Raw genomic sequence first — 21,376 nt, 5'->3', positions numbered from 1 at the left:
CAGGGAAGTGGACACTTCACCCAACCTACAGTAGCGCTCCATAGTTATAAGTTAAATACTATGGCAGTGTTGTTCCTTTCGGATGCAACCCCAGCAAGAAGCTTTGATATGCAACTCACTTCGGCAATGGACACCTTTCACTATTATTCATTGGCATCACCCCAATAATAGCTACTCTTTACCATTGCGCCTCTACGGCGATAACAAACTCTTAACCAATTACTGTCCAAAAAAACAACAAATAATCTAAGTTATCGCATCAGGTATCGTCTATTGTACTCAGAGTGAACCTATTTGCAACAGATCTATCTTCTTACAACGAAATTTGACGCCACCTTTATGAGACCAGTTTTCTATGTATTTACTCCAACCATTTTCTAGTGGAAATACAATAACAGGCCTGATAACCAGACATGAATTCAACGAGCACACATACAAAATAGTTTATTTAAGTTTTATATATAAGATCAGTCTTTATCTTAGCTTACTTGATTGCGGGAAGTTTAACCTGAACAAACGCAAGACGTAACGAAACTACCTTTTTATAAACATTATTGCTATTTTTTCATTTTAATTATTGCTTATATCGTACATAACGTTAATATTAGTAATCTAAGAATTAATTAAGCTTGTGCAATCTAATTCTCGGTATAAATTAGACAATTGACTTAACAAATATATAGGAAAGGTTATGTCTGAACTCACTAAAACTCTGTTAAACATTCGCAGCCTGCGTGCTTTTTCCCGTGAACTGACTCTGGAACAACTAGAAGAAGCTCTAGATAAATTGACGACCGTTGTAGCAGAACGTCAAGAAGCAGAAGCGGAAGAGCGTGCAGCAAAAGCCGAGCAAGAAGCTAAACTAGCTGCGATTGCAGAACAAATTGCTAAAGACGGAATTGATCTTGAAGCACTTATCAGCGCACTTGCTGGTGAGACTAAAACAAAGAACAAAGGTAAACGAGCTCCTCGCCCAGCAAAATACAAATATGTTGACACAAATGGCGAAGAGAAAACTTGGACTGGCCAAGGTCGTACACCTTCTGCAATCCAAGCTCAATTAGATGCGGGTAAATCTCTAGAAGACTTCGAAATCTAATTGATTTTGAGATAGAGATAAAATTCAAAAAGACCACTAACACTCAGTGCTGGTGGTCTTTTTTATTGATGCAATTTAATTTCCCCTACCGATAAACATGAACATTAGCTCACAAGCGTTGATTGTCTATTCCGGTAACCATAGAAATTCACACCAGCCTTCTAACCTAATCATAAAACGGCCTAGCATCGACATCTAAGCATGCAGGTGCCACCGCTTTTTCAATCTTTAGCGCGTTGTGTTTTAAATCTACCATTGCCACATCGACAAAACGTTTGTATTTACGCGAGTAGAAACACTTCACTTCCGGCTTCAATGGTTGAGTCGGGTTAGAGGTCCAGACGATTCCCACTCGACCATCGTTCAATTCGACAATAGAACCAACTGGATACACGCCAATGCAGTTAATGAATTTGTAAACCAGATCAGGATCTAAGTGAAATGGGGTTAAGCCGAGTATGATTTTAAAGGCTTCGGCAGAGCTCATGCCTTGCTTGTAGCATCGGTCTGCCGTGAGCGCATCATAGATATCAACGATACAACTCATACGACCATGGAGTGGTATTTCATCCCCTTTTAGCCCTTTGGGGTAACCATTTCCATCAAGCTTTTCATGGTGCATTAAACAGACGTCACGGCTCACATCGCTTAGCCCTTCAACATGCACAATGATCTCTTCGGCAAACACCTGATGGAGCTTCATGTGTTCAAACTCTTCAGGCGTTAATCGCGCTGGTTTATGCAACACTTCATCATTTACTTTGATCTTGCCGATATCGTGAATGATCCCACCTATCGCCATCTGTTTGAGCGTTTCGCGCTCTAAGCCCAAATGCTTGCCGAAAGTCACTAACAAACAAGCGACATTCACCGAATGTTCAAGCAAATAGGTGTCCTTTTGGCGTAAGGCAGAAACACACTGCAAGGCATCTGAATCCACCAAGGCAGCTTCTATCATATCCTCAGCCCAGTCCTCAATCTCATCAACCAGAATCACTTTGCCTTCAAAAGTTTGATTAAGGAGCTTCTGAGCTAGGCCTTTAGCTTCTGCGATAAGTTTTTTAGCTTTCTTTTGGTTAGAGGCGCGACTCTTTGGCTGCTTACGTGGCGTTGGTGAATGGGATTCTGTCACGGCTTGCCACTCAGTGTTATCAACCTTTGGCGCTGGTTTAATCACACAATTTTTAGCCGATAAGCCTGCGTCTACCCACACAAACTTCACCCCACTTTCAAATAAGCGGGTAATGGCTTTTTCTGACTGAACACGCCCAGCGTTAGCCAAATTAACCCGTTCACTATTTTCAATAGCGGTGACAAACATGCCAATCGTTAAGTTTGAAATATCTACTTTTATCGATTTTTCAGGGTCATACTGCATATTCAAGACATTTTCCAACACAAACTATTCTCGACTAACTCAAGTATATGGCAGTCTTACTCATACGACCTGCTGAGAACATCGAATAATTTACATTTGTTTACAAGCGTTTCATTTGCCCAGAGAATACAAATTTAAAATATATTTGCAAACTCTAATTTACAACACTTTGAAGTGGCAATAATCGACGAGTTTAATAAGCAACAAAGACAATATCATAGTGGTGAGCTCATGTTTTTCAACCAGTTTAGGTGACGAAAAACACACCACCTGATAGCGTAAAAACAGTCCACCCTATCTGGAACGTCCATATGCTCATCAAAGTCGTTAACATTTTATTCCCTGTTTTTGCGTTGGCTGGCGTCGGCTTTTTGGTTGGGCATTATTTAAAACCCGACTTTAAGCCAATTAATCGGATCAATATCGACGTTTTCCTCCCTGCTTTGGTGTTTTCATCTCTCGCTACCATGCCGCTAGACACCCAGCAGCTTCCTTTGATTTGGGCATCGCTTGTGGCCGTGTTACTGCCGGGTCTACTGATGATGCCCGTTTGCAAACTGACTGGGCTTTCTTTTAAGACTTGGGCACCACCGCATATGTTTCGCAACAGTGGCAATCTTGCCATTCCTCTCTTTGCCTACGCATTTGGTGACGCCGCACAATCAAGCGCCGTGCTGCTTTTTGTCATGTCGTCTTGCATTCACATTAGCTTAGGCATCGCGTTGTTGAGCCGAGGCGGATCACTGTTACAAATGGTCAAAATGCCTGTGTTTATTGCCGCGTCTTTGGCTGTGGTTTTCAATCTCAACCATGTTGCCGTTTGGTCACCGCTGATTGAAGCCACCTCTTTGCTAGGTCAGGCCGCAGTGCCTGTTATGCTCCTCTCCCTAGGGGCGCAAATGACCCATTTGAAATGGTCCGGCCTCAGCATTGGACTCTATTCAACGCTCCAATCCATCGCAACAGGATTGATAGCATTTGCTGTGATTTATTTCTTTATTCCTCTTCCTCCGCTACAAATGAAAATGATGGTGCTGTTCACCATGCTGCCAGCAGCGGTAATGAATTATCTTTTTGCTGAACGTTTTCATATTGAGCCAGAAAAAGTGGCCTCGATGGTGCTATTTGGCAACTTCTTTAGCGTGTTAACGCTACCACTCTTACTTTGGTGTGCCCTAAGTCTGAACTAAACATTCGTACCAGAACAAAGCGTTCCTTGAACAAATAGGTATAAGCATATTGGCGCGGTTAGGAGGATGGCGCTTTTTCCGGTTTTTACGACCTGCGCCAACATCGCGCTTCTTGGGGAATGTTAGCCTTCCGCTCCCCGTTTTCTCTTCTTAGGCGCGGCCCTAAATGACATTAGCATCATGAGACTTAGGGCACTCGATGCCTATTGATTATGGATGCAGATGTTTCAGCACGCCCGCTTGATCCAGTTCATCATGCCAAATCTGGTAATCCAGTCCCTGATCGAAAATAAAATCGGTCATCAATTCGCGAATGCACTGTACGAGTTCTTGTTTTTTCCAAGGTTTTTCGAAATAGCGCACAATACCAGCGGAATTGATCGCTTCGATGGTATCGCTATGCGTGGCTTGCCCTGTGAGCAATACCTTGCGTGTTTTGAAGAATCGAGCATCCGTGTGCAATGTTCGTAAAAGCTCGACACCGGTCATTCCCGGCATCACGTGGTCTGAAATCACCACAGCGATAAACTCGCCATCCGCATCAAGCTCATCGATCAGCTCCAACGCTTCATGGCCAGATTCACACTCTTCAATATTTAGCCAGTCAGCTAAACCGTCTAGATCCTGCACCACCGCATTAAGCACTTCGCGCTGATCATCCACGCATATTAGGTTCAGTTTCTCCATGATTTCCCTCTGTTGGCAATTTGATTCTAAAAATAGTGGCTTGGTCATCGCTTTTCACCACAATCGAGCCTCCTAGCCCGGTGACGATTCGCTTCACAATCGATAACCCTAAACCCAGTCCAAATGACAGCCCGCCTTTTTTGGTGGTGAAGTTAGGCTGAAAAATTTTGCGTCTTGTTGCCTCATCTAAGGCAGGCCCATTGTTGGCGATCGTAACCAAAATGCGCTTGCCTTCTTGATGAACACGTATCTCCAACTGCGGCGATAGTGTGTTTTGCATCGCGTCACAGGCGTTCTTGATGATATTGACCCAAACTTGCACCAATTCGGTCTCCGAAGCCCAAATCGATTCGACAGGTGATGGACGAAGACGCACTTCGACACGGCGCAGCTCACTTTGCAAAAGCGCGATGGCTTGATTGATGGTGTCGCCAATATTAACTTTGCTAATGCGATCCGAATCCGCCCTACCGAGCTGTTTGACCGATTTCACAATACCAACCGTGTGTTTGGCTGCTAAACGCAGGTCGTGTAAATCACACCCCATTGCCCAATAACGAATGGCTTGATCTGGGTTGTTCAACCAGTGCGGGCTAACCAAACCATCAGGTATCGCTTTCGCTAATGCTTTGGCCTGTTTTTTCTCCAAACCATATTTCTGCTCCAACAACTTGGCATTTTGTCTTGCGGTGCTTGTTGGCACATTTTGTCCCGCAAGCAGTCCAATATCGAAGAATTGGCTGGCTTCTGGGTGCCGTTCTTCAAGCAGCTCCAGAATAATGGTTTCGAGTCTTTCGGCTTTGCTACTGACCACCCCGATGGCGTTATTAAGCTCGTGAGCCAGCCCCGCCGCAAGTTGACCTAAGGTTGTCATTTGCTCTGCGTTATGTAGCCTCTGTAACACCTTCTCTTTGGCCACCGCCTCTTGCGTTGCTCGCCTTTGACGGCGGGAAAGCTCATTCACAATCACCGGCATAAATTGTGTAGTCAGCGGGCCGAACTCTTCGACTTCAACGGCAGGCGTGCTGCGATCAATCCAAGCCAGTGTCACTTCGGTCTTGGCCATCACCGTCGACGATGCTGTCCAAGTACCAGAAAAGAAACTGTGCACGCCAATAAATGCCCCTTGTGAGGCTGAAAAAACGCGTACTTGTTTCTCCTCATGTTCAGAAAAGTAACCTTCCAGCTCACCTTGAAGAACGAAAAACAGACGGTCGTTGTAGCCTTGCTGCACAATGACGACCGATCCCGCTTCCAACGTAATTTGACGCTCTGGATTACAGAAGTAACGCTCAATCAGTGCTTCTAATTTGCTCAAATACATGGGGCTACCCGATGTGTCCAACCATATGAAGGATCCAAACCATCACAAAGCTGAGCAATACGCCGACAACGCCCAAAATCACGCCCACACGCGCCATTTGATTACTTTGGACATGACCCGTTGCATGTGCCAATGCATTCGGCGGAGTACTGATAGGCAGCGACATGCCTAAGGAAGCGGCCATCGTCACCACTAAAATCAGTGTCACTTCTCCGCCCAATGGAGCCAGAGAAGTCATTGACATCCCCAATGCGGCCATAATTGGCATCAGCAAGTTCGCCGTCGCAGTATGCGACATAAAGTTCGCCATCACTAAGCAGAGGAACGCCGCACCAAACAAGACGATATAAGGCGAAAACTCATCAAATGGAATGCTGTGCACCACCAGCTTGGCAAGTCCTGTTTTATCCAGAGCCAAACCAAGGGCGATACCGCCTGAAACCAACCAAAGCACATCCCAGGAAATTTTCTTCAAATCTTCTTTGTTAATGATGCCAGTGATGGAAAAGATCGCGACAGGAATCAGGGCGACTGTATAGGAATTCATGCCATGTGCAGACCCCATCAGCCAAAGCAAAATGGTCAAACCAAACGTCACATACACCACAATCGCCTTCGGTGTTTTCAGAAACTTACCTTTTATAGAAAGTTCTATCTTAGGAATGTCTGCTCGATACATCGCCGTGATCAAAAACCACGCTAACGCCATCATCACCACAACAAAAGGAACACCAAACGCCATCCATTCCCCAAATGTGATCAGGTTGTCACCCACCAGATATTTTAGCGCGATGGCATTGGGTGGCGTACCAATCGGTGTGCCAATGCCACCAATGTTGGCCGCAACCGGAATACAAAGCGCAAAGGCAACTCGCCCTGGGTCTTTGGGGCCAAACACCGCGATCACTGGCGTTAAGATGGAGAGCATCATCGCGGTTGTCGCGGTGTTAGACATAAACATCGAGAAAATCGCAGTGATCAGCATCAGCCCCAACATAACGAATTTAGGGTCTTGGCCAAATGGCTTGAGCAGCACGCGTGCCAAGTTCACATCCAAGCGGTATTTGGTGGCCGCCATTGCAAGGAAAAATCCACCTAAGAAAAGCATGATGATTGGGCTGGCAAAGGTTGCCATGATTTCACTGTAAGAGAGCAATTGCCCAAAGCTTTCACTGCCCTCGTTCAATCGGAATAGATACAGACCTTTATCGGAAACCAATAAAAGCTCTAAAACAATAATGACGACGGACGTGGCATAGATGGGAATTGGCTCAAACACCCAGCACAGTGCCGCCAATAAGAAAATGGCAATCACACGTTGCTGCACGATGGTCATGGCTTCAAACGGAAAGGCGGACAATGGCAACAACAGCACAATCAACGGAATGATAATAGGGATAATAAACTTCAGATACGGGCGCATAATACAACTTCTCTTCCTGAGATAGACACCTTAGAGCTTTGGCTCTACGGGGATAGACAAGAAATTATGCGCGCGTGTTTCAAAACAAAATTTGGCGTTAGATCAATGAAACTGAAGTCACAGGAAAAAACTTACTGAACTGTGTCTTACCTCACTAAACGCTCATAAAAAAAGCAGCGTAAACACGCTGCTTCTAGTGACTAAGCCAATGATTAGCCGTTCATTAGGCTGATCAGTTTCTTTGCCCCAGTTTCACTGTTCCATCGGTAGCAAACCACAGTGCCTGCTGACGACGTCGACCCAGCAAAATCGGGCCGTCATCGTAGAATAAGAAGTTTTTCCAATGTTTGCGGAAAACAACCCACTTGGTTTCAATCACGTTGTATTTTTCGTAACAGAAATAGACCGTCACATCATCTTGCCAATCAATATGCTGAAGAATTTCCTCTGGCATATCTGGTTCATCGGCTTCCCAAGACGCCATCCAGTCAATTTCAGCTAACCAATTACTCTGTTTCGTTGGCCAATCATCGCTACCAAGACGTTCTGCATCTGGGCTATGGGCGCTGATGTTCTCTTTCCAAAACTGCGCAGAGCGTGCCTGATCCATCGGGCGAATGTGCGCGAGATCTTCTTGTGGCACTGGCATCGACGGATGCGTAAAAATCCATTTTCTTTGGTATTGATCCAAAGTTAAATAAGACATTCAGGTTCCTTAAGCTTTCAGCCACCCATTTTGGGTTGCCTGTTCAATAATTTCTTGCGCCTTATCCCATAACACATGGGAACCAAGGTCGATTTTCTGATTCACCGTCAACGCTTGCTGACGAGTCACGCCATGCTCTTGCCAACTTTGTCCTTGGTTGTGGTAGTTAAGCAGCATAGGAATGATTCGATCTAGCGCCTTGCCAAACTTGGCATCTGCCGTTTGCGCGGCTTCAAACTCTAACCAAAGTTGAAGTAATTCTTCTCCTTGGTCAGCCGGCAACATGCCAAATAAACGCAGAGCGGCAGCAAGCTCTTTCTCTGCTTGCTGTTCTGACGCGACCGCATCGTACACAAAGGTATCGCCAGCATCAATTTCTACTACGTCATGCAGCAGCAACATTTTCACTACGCGGCCGATGTTGACAGGCTCATTAGCATGCTCTTCCATCAATAACGCCATCAAAGCGACATGCCAACTGTGCTCTGCACTGTTTTCCAAACGTTTATCTGCGCTTTTCACTCGCGTGCGACGCAGTACCGATTTCAGCTTGTCCAACTCCATCAGCAATGCCAGTTGCTTGTTCAATCGTTCCATTACTTTTCAACTCGCCAGTTAGGGTTGATTAAGGAGGTCAATACGTGGTCTTGCCACTGCCCATCAATCAAAAGATAGGAATACGCAAAGCCCTCTTTGCAAAAACCGAGATGCTCTAAAACACCAGCGCTACGGTGATTATGCGGCATATACGCGGCTTGAATACGGTGCAAATTTAGCTGCTCAAACATATAGTCACACGCCATTTTTAATCCACGGCGCATGTACCCTTTTCCTTGAGCCTCTTGCGCTAACGAATACCCCACGTTACAGGCGTAAAAAGGAAACTTCGACAAATTGCTAAATGAGATGGTCCCGACCATCTCATTCGTTTGCTCTTCAATCAAAACACAGTAAAAGCCCAATTTCATGCGATGTAGCTCATGGAGCTTGATCAGCTTTTGCGCCCAACCCGCTTCGGTGAAAAACGACGCTTCACGTGTCGGCTCCCACGGTTTTAAAAAGGCCTGATTGCGTTGAAAGTACTGAGAAACCATCGCAGCGTCGCTCACATTAACGGTTCTTAGCACCAAACCTTCGTCAACTTGATAAATGATATGTTGGTCAGCGCCCATATTAGTGCTTCTTAATCCCGTAGTCTCTTAGCTTATTGGCAATCGAGGTGTGCGAGACATTTAAGCGCTTCGCCAACTTACGGCTCGATGGGAATGACTGGTAAAGACGCTCCAACACCTGAGATTCATAATCGCTCATAATCTCATCCAGTGAACCATCAAGATTCACGAGTGTGTTTGTTGTGGCCACCGCCGCTGGTTGTGGCAAATGGAAATGCTCTGCTTTCAATACATCGTCATCCATCTCAGTAAGCGCACGCAACACCATGTTGTCCAACTGTCGCATGTTGCCCGGCCATTGATAAGTGCTTAATTCATCAACCAATTGCTCTTGATACGCAGGCTTAGCAATCGCCAGTTTTTGGCAATGCTTGGCAACAAAAAGATCGAGTAGAGGGCCGATATCACTGGAGCGAGAACGCAAAGATGGGATCGACAAGGTCAACACATTGAGTCGGTAGAAAAGATCTTCTCGAAACGATCCCGCTTCTGCCAACGCAGCCAGATTATGCTTGGTGGATGCGATGATTCTCACATCAACGTGCATCTCTTCTTCTGCGCCAACGCGGCGGAAATTGCCATCCTGCAAGAAACGCAGCAACTTAATCTGCAAATGGGGGCTCATTTCACCGATCTCATCGAGGAAAACGGTGCCACCATTGGCCTGCTCGAAAATACCTTTGTGGCCTTGCTGATGATTAAAAGAACCCGGAGCATGACCAAACAACTCGGTTTCTGCCACATCGTCGGGCATGGATGCGCAACTCAACACCAAGAAGGGCTTACCCGCACGATGAGAACGGTTGTGACACGCTTTTGCCAGCATCTCCTTACCCGTTCCTGTTTCCCCTTCAATAAGCAAAGGCTGATCGAGTAAAGCCAGTTTTTTAGCTTGACCAATGAGGGCTTTATGACGATTGGAAACGCCAACAAAATGCTCAAAACCCAGTTCACTGTGCGGGGAGAGTTGATGACTATCAACGGAATTTGCTTTGGCGCCGCGCACCATCACAACCGTACTGGCAAACGTGGATTGTTTGGATTCATCTTGAATATAGACGGGCATGAACTCAAGCAGATAATCGAGGCCATCGATCACCATGCTTTCTCGCTGACGGTGCTGTTCGCCTTCTGACCAACGACTAAACTTCAAACTGGGCAGGAGCGCGGCTATCGGCGCACCAATCACCTCTTTTTCAGTTTTACCAATCAGCGCCAACGCGGCTCGGTTCGCCATGTCCACCGCGCCCTTTAGGTCTATCGCCAAGACGGGATCGGGCAAGTTGTTGACGAGTGAAATCAGCTCGGTGTTATGGCGTTCCATCGGCATAAATTGGATTTTACGCACGTCTTTCACGCCAGAGATTCGACGAATTTCTGCCATCAGTAGACTGAAGGTATCAAAGTCTATATCAGGGCAATTGAGATAAATGATGCCACTGATATCAATTTCGATACCTCGTAAATCGATATTTTTGGAGGCTAATATATCGAGCAGCTCTCGGGTTAAGCCGAGTCTGTCTTCGCAAAAGACTTCTAGGCGCACGGAAAATCCTAATTCACACTGTCACGAAAAGTTGACAGTAGTTTCTACTATGCCCGCGTTAGCGTCAAGATGCGCCCGCTGAAACTCTATGGTTTTAGCGTGATAGAAGCGACTTTCGACACAATTTCTTTGCGAATTGCTGATAACTTAACCTGTGTTTCGGTTTGCCAAGGAATCGGCCTTAGCAATGCCATCGCTTTCAAACCCAGTCTCGCAGTCAAAATCCCCACACCGACCCCCTGCCCTGCCCTGGCGGAAAGCTTGCCAGCGAGATCCATCGACAGCAAATCCATACCCGCATCAATCACCAGCTCGCTGGCGCCCGCCACCGCCATGTTTGCCAACACCAAACGCAGCAAACGAATACGAGAGGCATAGCCAAGCTCGATACCATAGATCGTTGAGAGCGTGTCAATCATCTTGAAGTTGCGCCAAGCCACCAGCAGCATGTCCGCGATGGCGAGTGGGCTAATAGCCACCAGAGCCGCAGACTCTGTCGCAAAGCGCGAGATCACTTTGGTTGCTTGTTTGTCTTGTTGAGTCACGACCATCGCATCGTACATCTGCAAGATTTCTGCATCACTGTGTGCCGTATTGACGCTGTTTTTCCAGCGGTCATAAGCAGGATTCTCTTCTGCAACACCACTTTGTTTCGCCACTAGCTGGCAAAACGCTTTACCTTGCCCAACACTGTCACTTTGCAACAATTTTTCCCCTTGCTCCTGCACGGAAAATAAGTGTCTCAATTGACGCAGCTTCCACAGTTCTTTGCCCATGGCCCCAAGCCCCAAGCCAGCAAATACGGAAATAAACCCAGACCAGCCGAGTGTAAGCCAATCGCCATTTTGCATCGCACTGAGTACACTATCAACGGCTTGCCAGCCAACCAATCCGGCGAAAGCAGCAAACAGCCCTCCCGCTAGCCACTTGCGACGACCTGATGGACGTATCACCTGCGCCAAAGCGTCTTCAAGTTCAGGTTCACTCTCTTCAATCGTGGTTGGAATGAACGTCTGCTGCTGATCAAATTGCTGCTGCGCAGTGAGCTCTGGTTTGTCTTGCTGAGAGAAAATCGTCTCTTCAAACACTTGTTTTGGTTTTAGATCGCTCATAGCAACTTATCTCCCAATAAAAACTCTAGGGCTTTATCAACTCGAATGTGCGGTAAAGGCTCTTCACGCTTGCCTTGCATTGGCCTAAAAGCGGTAAATTCAAACCCTCGCTCTTGCCAATAGTGCTCATCAGGCACTTTGCGAGGCACTTCGCCAGGAAAGAGGGTTAACGCTTGCCCTTCTAAAGTCATCCCCTGAATGGCCGGTGTGCTCTTATCACCATTGGCAATAAAACCGGCCTGAGTCGCTTGTACCGATGCCATCGATAAACAACCCATTTCGATATTTTCATATGCTGCGGTTTGCCATGCGGGGTGGATCATCTGTTGCAGCAAGGCAACCAAATTAGGATGCTGCTCAGGCGTCACGTGATCCGCTTTGGTCGCGGCAAACAATACTTTGTCTATTTTGGGTGCAAACAGACGCTTAAGCAGTCCTGAGCGCCCATAACGAAAGCTGTGCATGATTTGCTCTAAGGCATCACGCATATCATAGAACGACTCACGGCCAGCATTGAGCGGCTGCAAACAATCGACCAACACTATTTGGCGATCGAAGGTTGAAAAGTGATGCTTATAAAATGCTTTCACCACTTTTTGTTGATATTCCTGATAGCGCTTTTTCAACATCGCCAGATTGCTGTGTTTGCCGGTTTTGTCCGCATCATCAAAGCGGCAAGGGAAAAATTGCAGCACTGGCGCACCAGCAAGCTCACCCGGTAAAACAAATCGTCCCGGCTGCACCCAATGCAACCCCTTTTCTTTACAGCGGTGCAAATAGTCAGTGTATGCCTGAGAGATGCTTTGCAGCTGTTTTTCATTCAGTTCCGCATTGAGATCTAAACTGTCGAGTTGACTGAGCCATTCACTCGCCAAATTCAAACGCTCGCCTTTTAGTGCATCAAACTGCGTCTGACTCCAAGTGGCAAAATCGAGCTCCAACAAAGGTAAGTCCAACAGCCACTCCCCCGGATAATCGATGATATCCAGATGCAAGATCGCGGTTTGGCCCAGTAATTTCTTGGTTTTTTTCTTTGGTCGATACTTAATGGCAAGGCGGATTTCACTGACATCTCGCGTCGGTTCAGGCCACATAGGCGGCACATTGCAAAGCTGCTCCATCGCTTCATCGTAAGCGAATCTTGGCACCATCATGTTACTTTGCGGCTCTCGCTTCGCTCCAACGAGACGTTTATCTCGCGCACTGCTCAGTAGGGGCATATTGTCGTGCGTTGAAGTATGGAGGAGTTGGTTGACAAGCGAAGTGATGAACGCGGTCTTCCCGGCTCGGGAGAGCCCCGTTACCGCCACACGAACGTGGGAATCCATACTGCGGTGGATAAAATCATTCACTTCTCGGGTAATCTTCTTCATAGCCCTTCTCTTACTGTCAAACAACACCATTCACTGTGCGCCAAAGTACACCAACAATCAAAGGGATTTCTCGGCGCATCTCATTTTCTTCTTTAGCGTGGGGCGAACCATAACTCTAGTAATATTAATCGCAGATGAACAAAAAGCCTCTGATATAAATCAGAGGCTTAGTATAAGAACGCGAGGGATGCCGAGATTAATCGTCCTCAATCAGTTTGTAGATAACAAACAGAGCGATTTCCAGAATGAGCCACAATACGCAAGTGATGGTGACGTATTTCTCATCAAAAATGCTGATGCCGTGCAGGATCAAGTCATAACCGACAAAACTACCGACAACCACAGCGAGAATAATTTGTAATATTTGAATAAAGCGAGGCATTGAGCACTCCTTTTTGCTTTGAGTAGTGAGTGTTGAGCAAACGACCAGATGATATGGAACTGGTTGGTATTATACAAAAACAAAGTGCAGCTTTCGCTGCACTTATGTCAAATGTTTGCTAACTAAATCAGCACTTTGTCACATTCTTATTTTTGTGATTCCATTTCTTGGATTTTAACTTTCCAAGTATCAGGACCAATTTGGTGAGCATTGGCACCGCTCGAATCCACCGCGACCGTCACTGGCATATCTTCGACTTCAAATTCGTAAATCGCTTCCATACCGAGATCTTCAAAAGCAACAACACGCGCTTTCTTGATGGCTTTCGCTACCAAGTACGCCGCACCACCGACCGCCATCAGATACACCGCTTTATGGTTCTTGATTGACTCAACAGTGGCTGGACCACGCTCCGCTTTACCGATCATGCCCATAATGCCCGTTTCATCCAGCATCATGTCGGTGAACTTATCCATACGTGTTGAAGTGGTTGGGCCTGCTGGGCCAACCACTTCGTCACCCACTGCATCCACAGGGCCAACGTAGTAGATAAACTTCCCTTTAAGGTCAACGCCTTCAGGTAGGCCTTCGCCATTTTGCAACATGGTTTGAATGCGTTTATGCGCTGCATCGCGACCGGTCAGAATCTTACCTGAGAGCAAGAGTGTCTCACCGGTTTTCCATTGCTGAACATCTTCTTTTGTCACGGTATCGAGGTTAACACGGCGCGCGCTTGCACCCGCATCCCAAGTGATGTTTGGCCAATCTTCTAGCTTCGGTGGCGTCAGCTCCGCTGGGCCAGAGCCGTCAAGCGTGAAGTGAACGTGACGAGTCGCCGCACAGTTCGGGATCATACACACTGGCTTGGACGCTGCGTGCGTAGGGGCGGTTTTGATTTTCACATCCACCACCGTTGTCACCCCACCGAGCCCTTGAGCACCAATACCTAAACGGTTAACACGATTGAAAATGTCCAAACGCAGCTCTTCTTCCGCATTTTGCGGGCCACGCTCAATCAGTTCGTGGATGTCGATGTGCTCCATCAACGACTCTTTAGCCAGTACCGCCGCTTTTTCTGCTGTGCCGCCAATGCCAATGCCAAGCATGCCCGGAGGACACCAGCCCGCGCCCATCAAAGGCAACGTTTTTTCTACCCACTCAGCAATATCGTCTGAAGGGTTGAGCATCACCATCTTGGTTTTGTTTTCAGAGCCGCCGCCTTTTGCCGCGATCTGAATTTCTACGGTATTGCCCGGCACCATATTGATGTGAACAACCGCAGGCGTATTGTCTTTGGTGTTAATACGTTTACCTGCAGGGTCCATCAATACCGACGCACGCAATGGGTTGTCAGGATTGGTGTAAGCCTGACGCACGCCTTCATCAATCATCTGTTGTACGGTGAGGTCCGTTGAATCCCACTGAACGCCCATACCAATATTGACAAAACACGTCACGATACCGGTATCTTGGCAAATTGGGCGATGCCCTTCCGCCGACATACGTGAGTTGATCAAAATCTGCGCAATGGCATCTTTGGCCGCTTGGCTCTGCTCACGATGGTAGGCTTTTTCTAGGGCTTGAACAAAATCGAGTGGGTGGTAGTAAGAGATGTACTGAAGTGCATCAGCTACGCTGCTGATGACATCTTGCGTGCGAATTACAGTCATTGCATGCCTCGTTATAGTTATGCTTCCATAAACTTACTTAGTGGTATCGATTGTTGAGCGAGTGATCGAAAGAATCCATCCGATTTTTTATGAGTTCCCGACTGAACTAAGTAAGCGAAATTGTTTCGTTTTATGATACTCTTGCTTTCCATCACGCGCTATGCAGCAATCGAACTCTTTGTCACAAATTAAACAAATGAATAACAGCATAAATACGGCCATTTCTTCAAAAACACTGCCTTATCAAACGGACCTTGCCCAACAGTGGTTTGACGCCATCCAACATCAACCTTGGGCAATGCTGTTGCGTTCGGCATCACCAACACATGTTGACAGCCGTTTTGACATTCTCGTCGCAAAGCCCGTTGCGACATTAGAAACACGTGGTGCGGTGACTGAGATCAACACCAATGACGAAGTCATTGAAAGTAAAGATGATCCTTTCACGCTTCTTGCGCATTATCAACAGCGTTTTACCCCATCTCTATCCTGTGATGAAGAGATTCCTTTTATGGGTGGCGCTCTGGGTTACTTTAGCTACGATTTAGGTCGTCGCGTTGAAAAACTGCCTGAGATTGCAACGCAAGATATTGCTGCGCCCGACATGGCTGTGGGCATCTACACATGGGCGTTGATTGTCGATCATCAGACGCAGACCGCGCAACTGGTTGGCCAAGACGTAGAACAAGCTTATCGATGGCTGAGCACGCAAACAAAGGCAAACGAAGTGACGTTTGCCCTTACCAGTGATTGGCAATCCAACATGACTCGTCACGGTTACCAAAGTAAGTTCGATTGCGTACAAGAGTACTTGCTCAGTGGTGACTGCTACCAAATTAACTTAGCGCAGCGCTTTCATGCCAATTACCAAGGCAGCGAATGGCAAGCTTATCAGAAGCTAGAGCAGAGCAACCAAGCACCTTTTTCTGCTTTCATTCGTTTGGAGGATGCGGCGATTTTAAGTGTATCGCCCGAGCGTTTTCTCGAGCTCAAAAAACGTGTCATTGAAACCAAGCCGATCAAAGGGACTCGTCCTCGTCATAATGATGAACGACAGGACAAACAGGCGGCAATGGAACTTGCCAATGCCGAAAAAGATCAAGCGGAAAATCTGATGATCGTCGATCTGCTGCGCAACGATATTGGCCGTGTCGCTAAGCCGGGCAGTGTGCATGTTCCTAAACTGTTTGACATCGAAAGCTTTCCCGCCGTGCATCACTTAGTCAGCACGATTCGAGCTGAGTTGGCAGCGCAGTATACTGCCGCTGACTTACTGCGAGCGTGTTTCCCGGGAGGCTCGATTACCGGTGCGCCGAAAGTGCGTGCAATGGAAATCATTGAAGAGCTTGAGCCTCATCGACGCTCAGCCTATTGCGGTAGTATCGGTTACATCAGTCGCCATGGTCGCATGGATACCAGCATTACAATTCGTACCTTAGTGGCGGAGCAAGGTAAGTTGTTCGCTTGGGCTGGGGGCGGTGTAGTGGCTGACAGTCAATGCGATGCGGAATATCAAGAGACGTTAGATAAACTGTCGAAAATTCTACCAACATTGCAATAATCACCGTCACAGCACATTGGATAATTAGCGCGAAGTCGCCCTTTTGTTCTGTATCGCTTTGTTCGACAGTGCGATTTCAAACAATGCAAAGAAGAGAGACGGTACGCCTTCTCTCTTCTTTATTAAATTCTTTGCGTCTTCCTCACGCTTTCCTTTACTGCCCTTTCATTTATTATGCATTCCGCTATTGCTTATCCGCTCACTAGCCACTTCAGCATGATCCGTTCCACATCGTCTGCGGTATAGGGCTTGGTCAAAATGTCGTTCATGCCACTCACTAAGCACTTTTCCCGCTCCTCCAATGTCGTACCGGCAGTAAGTGCCACAATGGGAATCGCCAATCCCTGCTCTCGCAAATAGTGGGTCGCTTCATAACCATCCATTTCCGGCATGCGACAATCCATGAATATTAGATCATAATCTTGCTGACTGACCGCCTGAAGCGCCTCCACACCGTTGTTTCTCACGTCCGGTGTGACGTGTAGCTTTTTCAACATTTGATTGATGATGACCTGATTCATGCGTATGTCATCCACCACCAGCACTTTCAGTGCTGCCCAATCCAACTTTTGGCGCTCAACCTGTTCAGTGTGTGGTTCGAGTAACGGCTCATCACTTGCTGGCAGTGGGATGGCAAAATGGAAGCAGGAGCCTTTCCCTAACTCGCTTTCAAACCCTATCTCCCCCCCCATAAGGCGACACAGGTTTTGACATATGGCCAAACCCAAACCGGATCCTTCATAGTTGCGTTTGCTACTGCGGTCTGCTTGGACAAACGGGTTAAACAAGGTGCTTTTGGCCTGCTCGGCGATGCCAATACCGGTATCTTCGATTTCCACTGACAACACATCGTCTTGCCAATGAGTGCGAAACGTAACGGCCCCATGTTGAGTAAACTTGATCGCGTTGCCAATCAAGTTCACCAAAATTTGTTTGATTCGCTCAACATCTCCGCATACGCAGCGAGGCATGCCAACCTGTTTCTCAATGTGAAAGCCAATCTGTTTCTCGCTCGCTTTGGCGGCAAATATCCCTACGATGGACTCCTCTACCTCTCGCCAACGAAACACTTTCGGCACAATTTCCATCATGCCAGCATTCATTTTGCTGAAATCGAGCAGATCATTGATGATGACTCGCAGCAGCTCTCCCCCCTGACGTAGGTTTCTTAAATAGAGTTGCTGCTCATCATTGAGGTAGGTGTTACCCAGCAGTTCTGCGCTGCCTAATACACCATTTAACGGGGTGCGTAGCTCATGATTGATCATCGCGACGAACTCTTTGGTCGCTTTCTCTGACTCTTCTGCTCGCTTGCGTAGCTCCGTTTCTCGCTCCATCCAGAGCTGACGATTGAGTGCATTGCTGACCAAATCAGCGATCAGGCAAAGCTGGTTGGAAATAAAATCGAGATCGATATCGAAGTGATCAATGGTGAAAACCATGCTGCCAACATGTTCACTTTCTAAAATGATGGGAATGCAAAGCGCGTCGCCAAACCACTCAGCACGCGTTCGGGTATCGTCAGCTCGATAGAGAAACCCCGTCGGCTTCAGCCCATATTCAAGGCTTTTTAGCGTTGTTAGGATGGGCTTATCCAGCTTCAACCACGCTTGACGAATCACTGACGCACGAGAAAGACGCTCCAATAGATTGGCCAATAGTAAGTCGTCGATACCATCGACAATGAAGACTCGACCAAACGTGATTAAGGTGTCATCAATTTGCTGCTCAAACTCAAACTTGAAAAGCTGTTGTTCCGATTTTAACTCTAACTGCTTCAACGCCAGTTTGAGTTGTTGATTGGATTGGTAAAGCTCCAAGCTTTTTTCTTCCAACAGCCTTTCCGCTTCTTTTCTTGAGGCGATGGCGCGTTGGAGTTTGCGATTGAGATGCAAAGAATCATCCATCTTGTTTACCCTTTACCAAAGCAACATTGAAACGAACGTGACTACCTGTTGGGTTGAGTGTCTCCATCTGTATCGCCAGTTCTTCGCCAAAATGCTTGGCACACCCTCTCATCAATCCAAGGCAAACATGCCCCATGCAACGCGCGCTTTTGTAGTCAAACACCATCTTCATTCGATCTTGTTCGATGAAGATAAATTCCGGTGGCTTGGCATCGGGGTAGAGTTTCTTCACCTCAACATGGATATACTCTTCCACATGGCGAATAAACTGAAAGGTTGAGTGACATTGATGCAGGCTTGAACGATTAGAAATGGACGCCAATAAGTTGTCGAACACGGCTTCACCGAAGACCTCTTGCAACTGCTCAACAGACAGCCCCGTCACTTGGCTAAGATGCACAATCAAACTGACCAGTTTTCGGTGGTCGTAGCTCCCTACTGCGGTGTAGACACCCTCATCTCCTGCCCTGTCCAAAATATCGTCCAGTACAGTCAAACCAAATTTCTCTTCGACCAATTCCAAAAATTCAGTGAAAATGATGCCCTTCATTTTTTGCGCTACCCTGTAATCAGACGCTATGCCAAATAAGCATGGTGTATAAAGTAGGTTTGATCAAATGACGGGCAGAGGTAATACCTTGTTTGAGCTTAATAAAAATCAACTATTACAATCTTTTCAGTTCAATCTGCCTCGCGGTTATCACGCAGAGTCCACCGCACGTGTTGCACACTTGAAAGGCAGTAAGCTTCGCGATGCCGCCGTGTTAATTGGCTTTGTTGAACGAGAACAAGGCTTGAATGTGATTCTGACTAAACGCGCCTCTCATCTGAAACATCATCCGGGGCAAATCAGCTTTCCGGGTGGCAAGTACGAAGAGAGTGATAGTTCTTTACAAGCAACGGCGTTGCGCGAGACCCGCGAAGAGATAGGAATTGCACCAGATGCGATCTCCATTTTTGGCCAAATGCCGGAATTGGTTACCGTCAGTCGGTTCAAAGTCACACCAATATTGGCGTTTGTCGAACCAAATTATCAAATCGTCATTGATAGAAATGAGGTCGATGAGGTGTTCGAAGTTCCCGCCAATCACCTACTTGATACGCAGAAACTGAAAAGTGCCCAGTTTCGCGTGAATCAATCTCATCATCGAGTCTTTGCCATTCCCTATCAGCATCATTTTATCTGGGGGATGACTGCCCAGATAATCCAAGCCATGCAGCAACAAATTATGAAACGAGGTTAAGAGTTATTAACGGCCTCGTTGCCAAGCATCAGGTTAGTTATTTTAATCTCCGATAAAGCAAACGTTTGGCATGAGAATATTTTGTACAAACACCCCTTCAGATTATTTTTTCTAATGCCAAACATTAGCAATAATCACGTGTAGCACATCATTTTCGTGATAATAAACAGGTTTTTGACATATCATTCAATAAGCACGAGCAATACATGATTTAGATCTAATTTTCTTGCAACAAAAAAGTGCAGAATTGCGGCCGACTTATTTCCTGTTCCCAAAATGAGTAATCAAAAATGAAAACAACTTCAACTGCGGCTCCTGCCGTACAATCTTCTAGTAAGTTTACTTACAAAGATTTCACTTGGTGTCTGTCCCTTTTCGGTACAGCGGTAGGTGCTGGTGTACTTTTCCTTCCAATTAAAGCGGGTGCTGGCGGCTTCTGGCCATTAGTTATGCTAGCGCTACTTGCAGCACCAATGACTTGGTTCGCTCACAAATCTCTCGCTCGTTTCGTTCTTTCTGCTAAGAACCCTGAAGCGGACATCACTGACACTGTAGAAGAGCACTTTGGTAAGACTGGCGCAAACCTTATTACTTTTGCCTATTTCTTCGCTATCTACCCAATCGTTCTGATTTACGGTGTTGGTATCACAAACACAGTAGACTCTTTCCTTGTTAACCAAATGGGTATGGAATCCATTCCACGTCCGCTACTGTCTGGCGCATTGATCCTTGCAATGACCGCTGGTGTGGTATTTGGTAAAGAACTGATGCTAAAAGCAACGTCTGCAATGGTTTACCCACTTGTACTTGTACTGCTTGCACTTTCTGTCTACCTGATCCCAGATTGGAACACGTCAATGATGCAAGTGGCACCTGATTGGTCTTCTATGCCTGTTGTCGTATGGCTAGCGATCCCGATCATCGTGTTCTCATTCAACCACAGCCCAATCATCTCTCAGTTCTCTAAAGAACAGCGCCTACAGCATGGTGACAAAGCGGTTCAGAAAACCGATGCGATCACTGGCGGTGCAGCGATGATGCTAATGGGCTTTGTGATGTTCTTCGTTTTCTCAGTTGTACTGTCTATGTCTCCAGAGCAACTGGCTTCTGCGAAAGAGCAAAACATCTCTGTACTTTCTTACCTAGCGAACGTGCATGAGTCTCCACTGATCTCTTACCTTGGTCCACTGGTTGCGTTTGCAGCGATCACTTCTAGCTACTTCGGTCACTTCCTTGGTGCGCATGAAGGTCTAGTTGGTCTGATCAAATCTCGTTCAAACAGCCCTATCAGCAAGATCGAGAAAGCGTCGCTACTGTTCATCGTTATCACTACTTGGATTGTGGCTATCGTTAACCCAAGTATCCTAGGCATGATTGAAACAATGGGCGCGCCAATGATTGCGGCAATCCTGTTCCTAATGCCTGTATTTGCAATGCAAAAAGTGCCAGCGATGGCGAAGTACAAAACTTCAGCAGCTGTGCAGATTTTCACAGTTATCTGTGGTCTTGCTTCTATTACTTCTGTAATCTACGGCGCTCTTTAATCTCACTCCCCCTGTAAGATGAGAATAAAGACAAAAGCATAACGATAAGATAAAGCCT

At 46.7% G+C, this 21,376-nt stretch carries 19 protein-coding genes and 1 riboswitch; of the genes, 5 read left to right on the top strand and 14 right to left on the bottom strand.

The window, feature by feature from the left end; all coding sequences use genetic code 11:
- Positions 1-23 precede the first annotated feature (23 nt).
- Positions 24-203: riboswitch (Lysine riboswitch) on the bottom strand.
- 488 nt (positions 204-691) lie between these two features.
- The gene (locus FC652_RS02065) at positions 692-1,099 is read left to right on the top strand and encodes an H-NS family nucleoid-associated regulatory protein (RefSeq protein WP_176297305.1); all 408 of its coding nucleotides are present in this window, start codon (positions 692-694) and stop codon (positions 1,097-1,099) included.
- Positions 1,100-1,265: 166 nt separating this feature from the next.
- Here FC652_RS02065 and FC652_RS02060 read toward each other — a convergent pair whose 3' ends face one another.
- A complete protein-coding gene (locus tag FC652_RS02060; RefSeq protein WP_176297397.1) occupies positions 1,266-2,477 on the bottom strand; it encodes an HD-GYP domain-containing protein in 1,212 nt (403 codons plus the stop codon).
- Between the two features lie 311 nt (positions 2,478-2,788).
- On the opposite strand from FC652_RS02060, the gene FC652_RS02055 reads away from it, so the two are divergent.
- Positions 2,789-3,667 (top strand): AEC family transporter, encoded by an 879-nt coding sequence (locus FC652_RS02055; RefSeq protein ID WP_176297304.1) that lies wholly within the window; start codon positions 2,789-2,791, stop codon positions 3,665-3,667.
- Positions 3,668-3,877: 210 nt separating this feature from the next.
- Here FC652_RS02055 and FC652_RS02050 read toward each other — a convergent pair whose 3' ends face one another.
- The 11 genes from FC652_RS02050 to FC652_RS02000 form a co-directional block, all read right to left on the bottom strand.
- The gene (locus FC652_RS02050; RefSeq protein WP_176297303.1) at positions 3,878-4,354 is read right to left on the bottom strand and encodes a response regulator; all 477 of its coding nucleotides are present in this window, start codon (positions 4,352-4,354) and stop codon (positions 3,878-3,880) included.
- Entirely contained in the window at positions 4,323-5,678 is a 1,356-nt protein-coding gene (locus tag FC652_RS02045; RefSeq protein WP_176297302.1) for an ATP-binding protein, read from the bottom strand. Before FC652_RS02045 ends, FC652_RS02050 begins: the two co-directional genes overlap by 32 nt.
- Before the next feature lie 4 nt (positions 5,679-5,682).
- Positions 5,683-7,101, bottom strand: a complete 1,419-nt coding sequence (locus FC652_RS02040) for a DASS family sodium-coupled anion symporter (protein ID WP_176297301.1) — start codon at positions 7,099-7,101, stop codon at positions 5,683-5,685.
- Positions 7,102-7,333: 232 nt separating this feature from the next.
- Positions 7,334-7,807, bottom strand: coding sequence for a DUF2947 domain-containing protein (locus FC652_RS02035; RefSeq protein WP_176297300.1), 474 nt, complete (start codon positions 7,805-7,807; stop codon positions 7,334-7,336).
- A 9-nt stretch (positions 7,808-7,816) separates the two neighbouring features.
- Complete coding sequence (locus tag FC652_RS02030; protein WP_176297299.1) at positions 7,817-8,404, bottom strand: HD domain-containing protein; 588 nt, start codon at positions 8,402-8,404, stop codon at positions 7,817-7,819.
- Entirely contained in the window at positions 8,404-8,979 is a 576-nt protein-coding gene (rimJ, locus tag FC652_RS02025) for a ribosomal protein S5-alanine N-acetyltransferase (protein WP_176297298.1), read from the bottom strand. Before rimJ ends, FC652_RS02030 begins: the two co-directional genes overlap by 1 nt.
- 1 nt (position 8,980) lies before the next feature.
- Positions 8,981-10,525: a transcriptional regulator TyrR gene (tyrR, locus tag FC652_RS02020; RefSeq protein WP_176297297.1), complete on the bottom strand. Its 1,545-nt coding sequence runs from the start codon at positions 10,523-10,525 to the stop codon at positions 8,981-8,983.
- Positions 10,526-10,611: 86 nt separating this feature from the next.
- The gene (locus tag FC652_RS02015) at positions 10,612-11,637 is read right to left on the bottom strand and encodes a YcjF family protein (protein ID WP_176297296.1); all 1,026 of its coding nucleotides are present in this window, start codon (positions 11,635-11,637) and stop codon (positions 10,612-10,614) included.
- Positions 11,634-13,010, bottom strand: coding sequence for a YcjX family protein (locus tag FC652_RS02010; RefSeq protein WP_176297295.1), 1,377 nt, complete (start codon positions 13,008-13,010; stop codon positions 11,634-11,636). The genes FC652_RS02015 and FC652_RS02010 overlap by 4 nt, the downstream gene beginning before the upstream one ends.
- Positions 13,011-13,206: 196 nt before the next feature.
- Entirely contained in the window at positions 13,207-13,392 is a 186-nt protein-coding gene (locus FC652_RS02005) for a hypothetical protein (RefSeq protein ID WP_011080137.1), read from the bottom strand.
- Positions 13,393-13,538: 146 nt separating this feature from the next.
- A complete protein-coding gene (locus tag FC652_RS02000) occupies positions 13,539-15,062 on the bottom strand; it encodes a fumarate hydratase (protein WP_011150610.1) in 1,524 nt (507 codons plus the stop codon).
- Positions 15,063-15,222: 160 nt separating this feature from the next.
- Between FC652_RS02000 and pabB the strand changes: the two genes are divergently transcribed.
- On the top strand, positions 15,223-16,623 hold the full coding sequence (pabB, locus tag FC652_RS01995; RefSeq protein ID WP_176297294.1) for an aminodeoxychorismate synthase component 1: 1,401 nt from the start codon (positions 15,223-15,225) through the stop codon (positions 16,621-16,623).
- Positions 16,624-16,814: 191 nt separating this feature from the next.
- On the opposite strand, the gene FC652_RS01990 is transcribed toward pabB, so the two are convergent.
- On the bottom strand, positions 16,815-18,530 hold the full coding sequence (locus FC652_RS01990; RefSeq protein ID WP_176297293.1) for an ATP-binding protein: 1,716 nt from the start codon (positions 18,528-18,530) through the stop codon (positions 16,815-16,817).
- Positions 18,523-19,080, bottom strand: a complete 558-nt coding sequence (locus FC652_RS01985; protein ID WP_011080133.1) for a heme NO-binding domain-containing protein — start codon at positions 19,078-19,080, stop codon at positions 18,523-18,525. The genes FC652_RS01990 and FC652_RS01985 overlap by 8 nt, the downstream gene beginning before the upstream one ends.
- A gap of 67 nt (positions 19,081-19,147) precedes the next feature.
- Here FC652_RS01985 and FC652_RS01980 point away from each other — a divergent pair, with 67 nt between their 5' ends.
- Together FC652_RS01980 and FC652_RS01975 are read left to right on the top strand one after the other, a co-directional pair.
- Complete coding sequence (locus FC652_RS01980; protein WP_176297292.1) at positions 19,148-19,774, top strand: CoA pyrophosphatase; 627 nt, start codon at positions 19,148-19,150, stop codon at positions 19,772-19,774.
- A gap of 290 nt (positions 19,775-20,064) precedes the next feature.
- On the top strand, positions 20,065-21,318 hold the full coding sequence (locus FC652_RS01975; protein WP_176297291.1) for an aromatic amino acid transport family protein: 1,254 nt from the start codon (positions 20,065-20,067) through the stop codon (positions 21,316-21,318).
- Positions 21,319-21,376 lie beyond the last annotated feature (58 nt).

Origin of the sequence: Vibrio sp. 05-20-BW147 (assembly GCF_013369385.1) — a bacterium.
GTDB classification, from domain to species: domain Bacteria; phylum Pseudomonadota; class Gammaproteobacteria; order Enterobacterales; family Vibrionaceae; genus Vibrio; species Vibrio floridensis.
The sequence above is the reverse complement of the archived record's forward strand: the minus strand, read 5'-3'. Positions and strand labels throughout refer to the sequence as shown.

Excerpts from the sequence above, each read along its gene's own strand:
- FC652_RS01985 (WP_011080133.1), bottom strand. The coding sequence starts at position 19,080 with ATGAAGGGCATCATTTTCACTGAATTTTTGGAATTGGTCGAAGAGAAA.
- FC652_RS02000 (WP_011150610.1), bottom strand. The coding sequence starts at position 15,062 with ATGACTGTAATTCGCACGCAAGATGTCATCAGCAGCGTAGCTGATGCA.
- FC652_RS02060 (WP_176297397.1), bottom strand. The coding sequence starts at position 2,477 with ATGCAGTATGACCCTGAAAAATCGATAAAAGTAGATATTTCAAACTTA.
- FC652_RS02040 (WP_176297301.1), bottom strand. The coding sequence starts at position 7,101 with ATGCGCCCGTATCTGAAGTTTATTATCCCTATTATCATTCCGTTGATT.
- FC652_RS02010 (WP_176297295.1), bottom strand. The coding sequence starts at position 13,010 with ATGAAGAAGATTACCCGAGAAGTGAATGATTTTATCCACCGCAGTATG.
- FC652_RS02015 (WP_176297296.1), bottom strand. The coding sequence starts at position 11,637 with ATGAGCGATCTAAAACCAAAACAAGTGTTTGAAGAGACGATTTTCTCT.
- FC652_RS02030 (WP_176297299.1), bottom strand. The coding sequence starts at position 8,404 with ATGGAACGATTGAACAAGCAACTGGCATTGCTGATGGAGTTGGACAAG.
- FC652_RS01980 (WP_176297292.1), top strand. The coding sequence starts at position 19,148 with ATGACGGGCAGAGGTAATACCTTGTTTGAGCTTAATAAAAATCAACTA.
- FC652_RS01990 (WP_176297293.1), bottom strand. The coding sequence starts at position 18,530 with ATGGATGATTCTTTGCATCTCAATCGCAAACTCCAACGCGCCATCGCC.
- FC652_RS02055 (WP_176297304.1), top strand. The coding sequence starts at position 2,789 with ATGCTCATCAAAGTCGTTAACATTTTATTCCCTGTTTTTGCGTTGGCT.
- rimJ (WP_176297298.1), bottom strand. The coding sequence starts at position 8,979 with ATGGGCGCTGACCAACATATCATTTATCAAGTTGACGAAGGTTTGGTG.
- FC652_RS02065 (WP_176297305.1), top strand. The coding sequence starts at position 692 with ATGTCTGAACTCACTAAAACTCTGTTAAACATTCGCAGCCTGCGTGCT.
- pabB (WP_176297294.1), top strand. The coding sequence starts at position 15,223 with ATGCAGCAATCGAACTCTTTGTCACAAATTAAACAAATGAATAACAGC.
- FC652_RS02005 (WP_011080137.1), bottom strand. The coding sequence starts at position 13,392 with ATGCCTCGCTTTATTCAAATATTACAAATTATTCTCGCTGTGGTTGTC.
- FC652_RS02045 (WP_176297302.1), bottom strand. The coding sequence starts at position 5,678 with ATGTATTTGAGCAAATTAGAAGCACTGATTGAGCGTTACTTCTGTAAT.
- FC652_RS01975 (WP_176297291.1), top strand. The coding sequence starts at position 20,065 with ATGAAAACAACTTCAACTGCGGCTCCTGCCGTACAATCTTCTAGTAAG.
- FC652_RS02035 (WP_176297300.1), bottom strand. The coding sequence starts at position 7,807 with ATGTCTTATTTAACTTTGGATCAATACCAAAGAAAATGGATTTTTACG.
- FC652_RS02050 (WP_176297303.1), bottom strand. The coding sequence starts at position 4,354 with ATGGAGAAACTGAACCTAATATGCGTGGATGATCAGCGCGAAGTGCTT.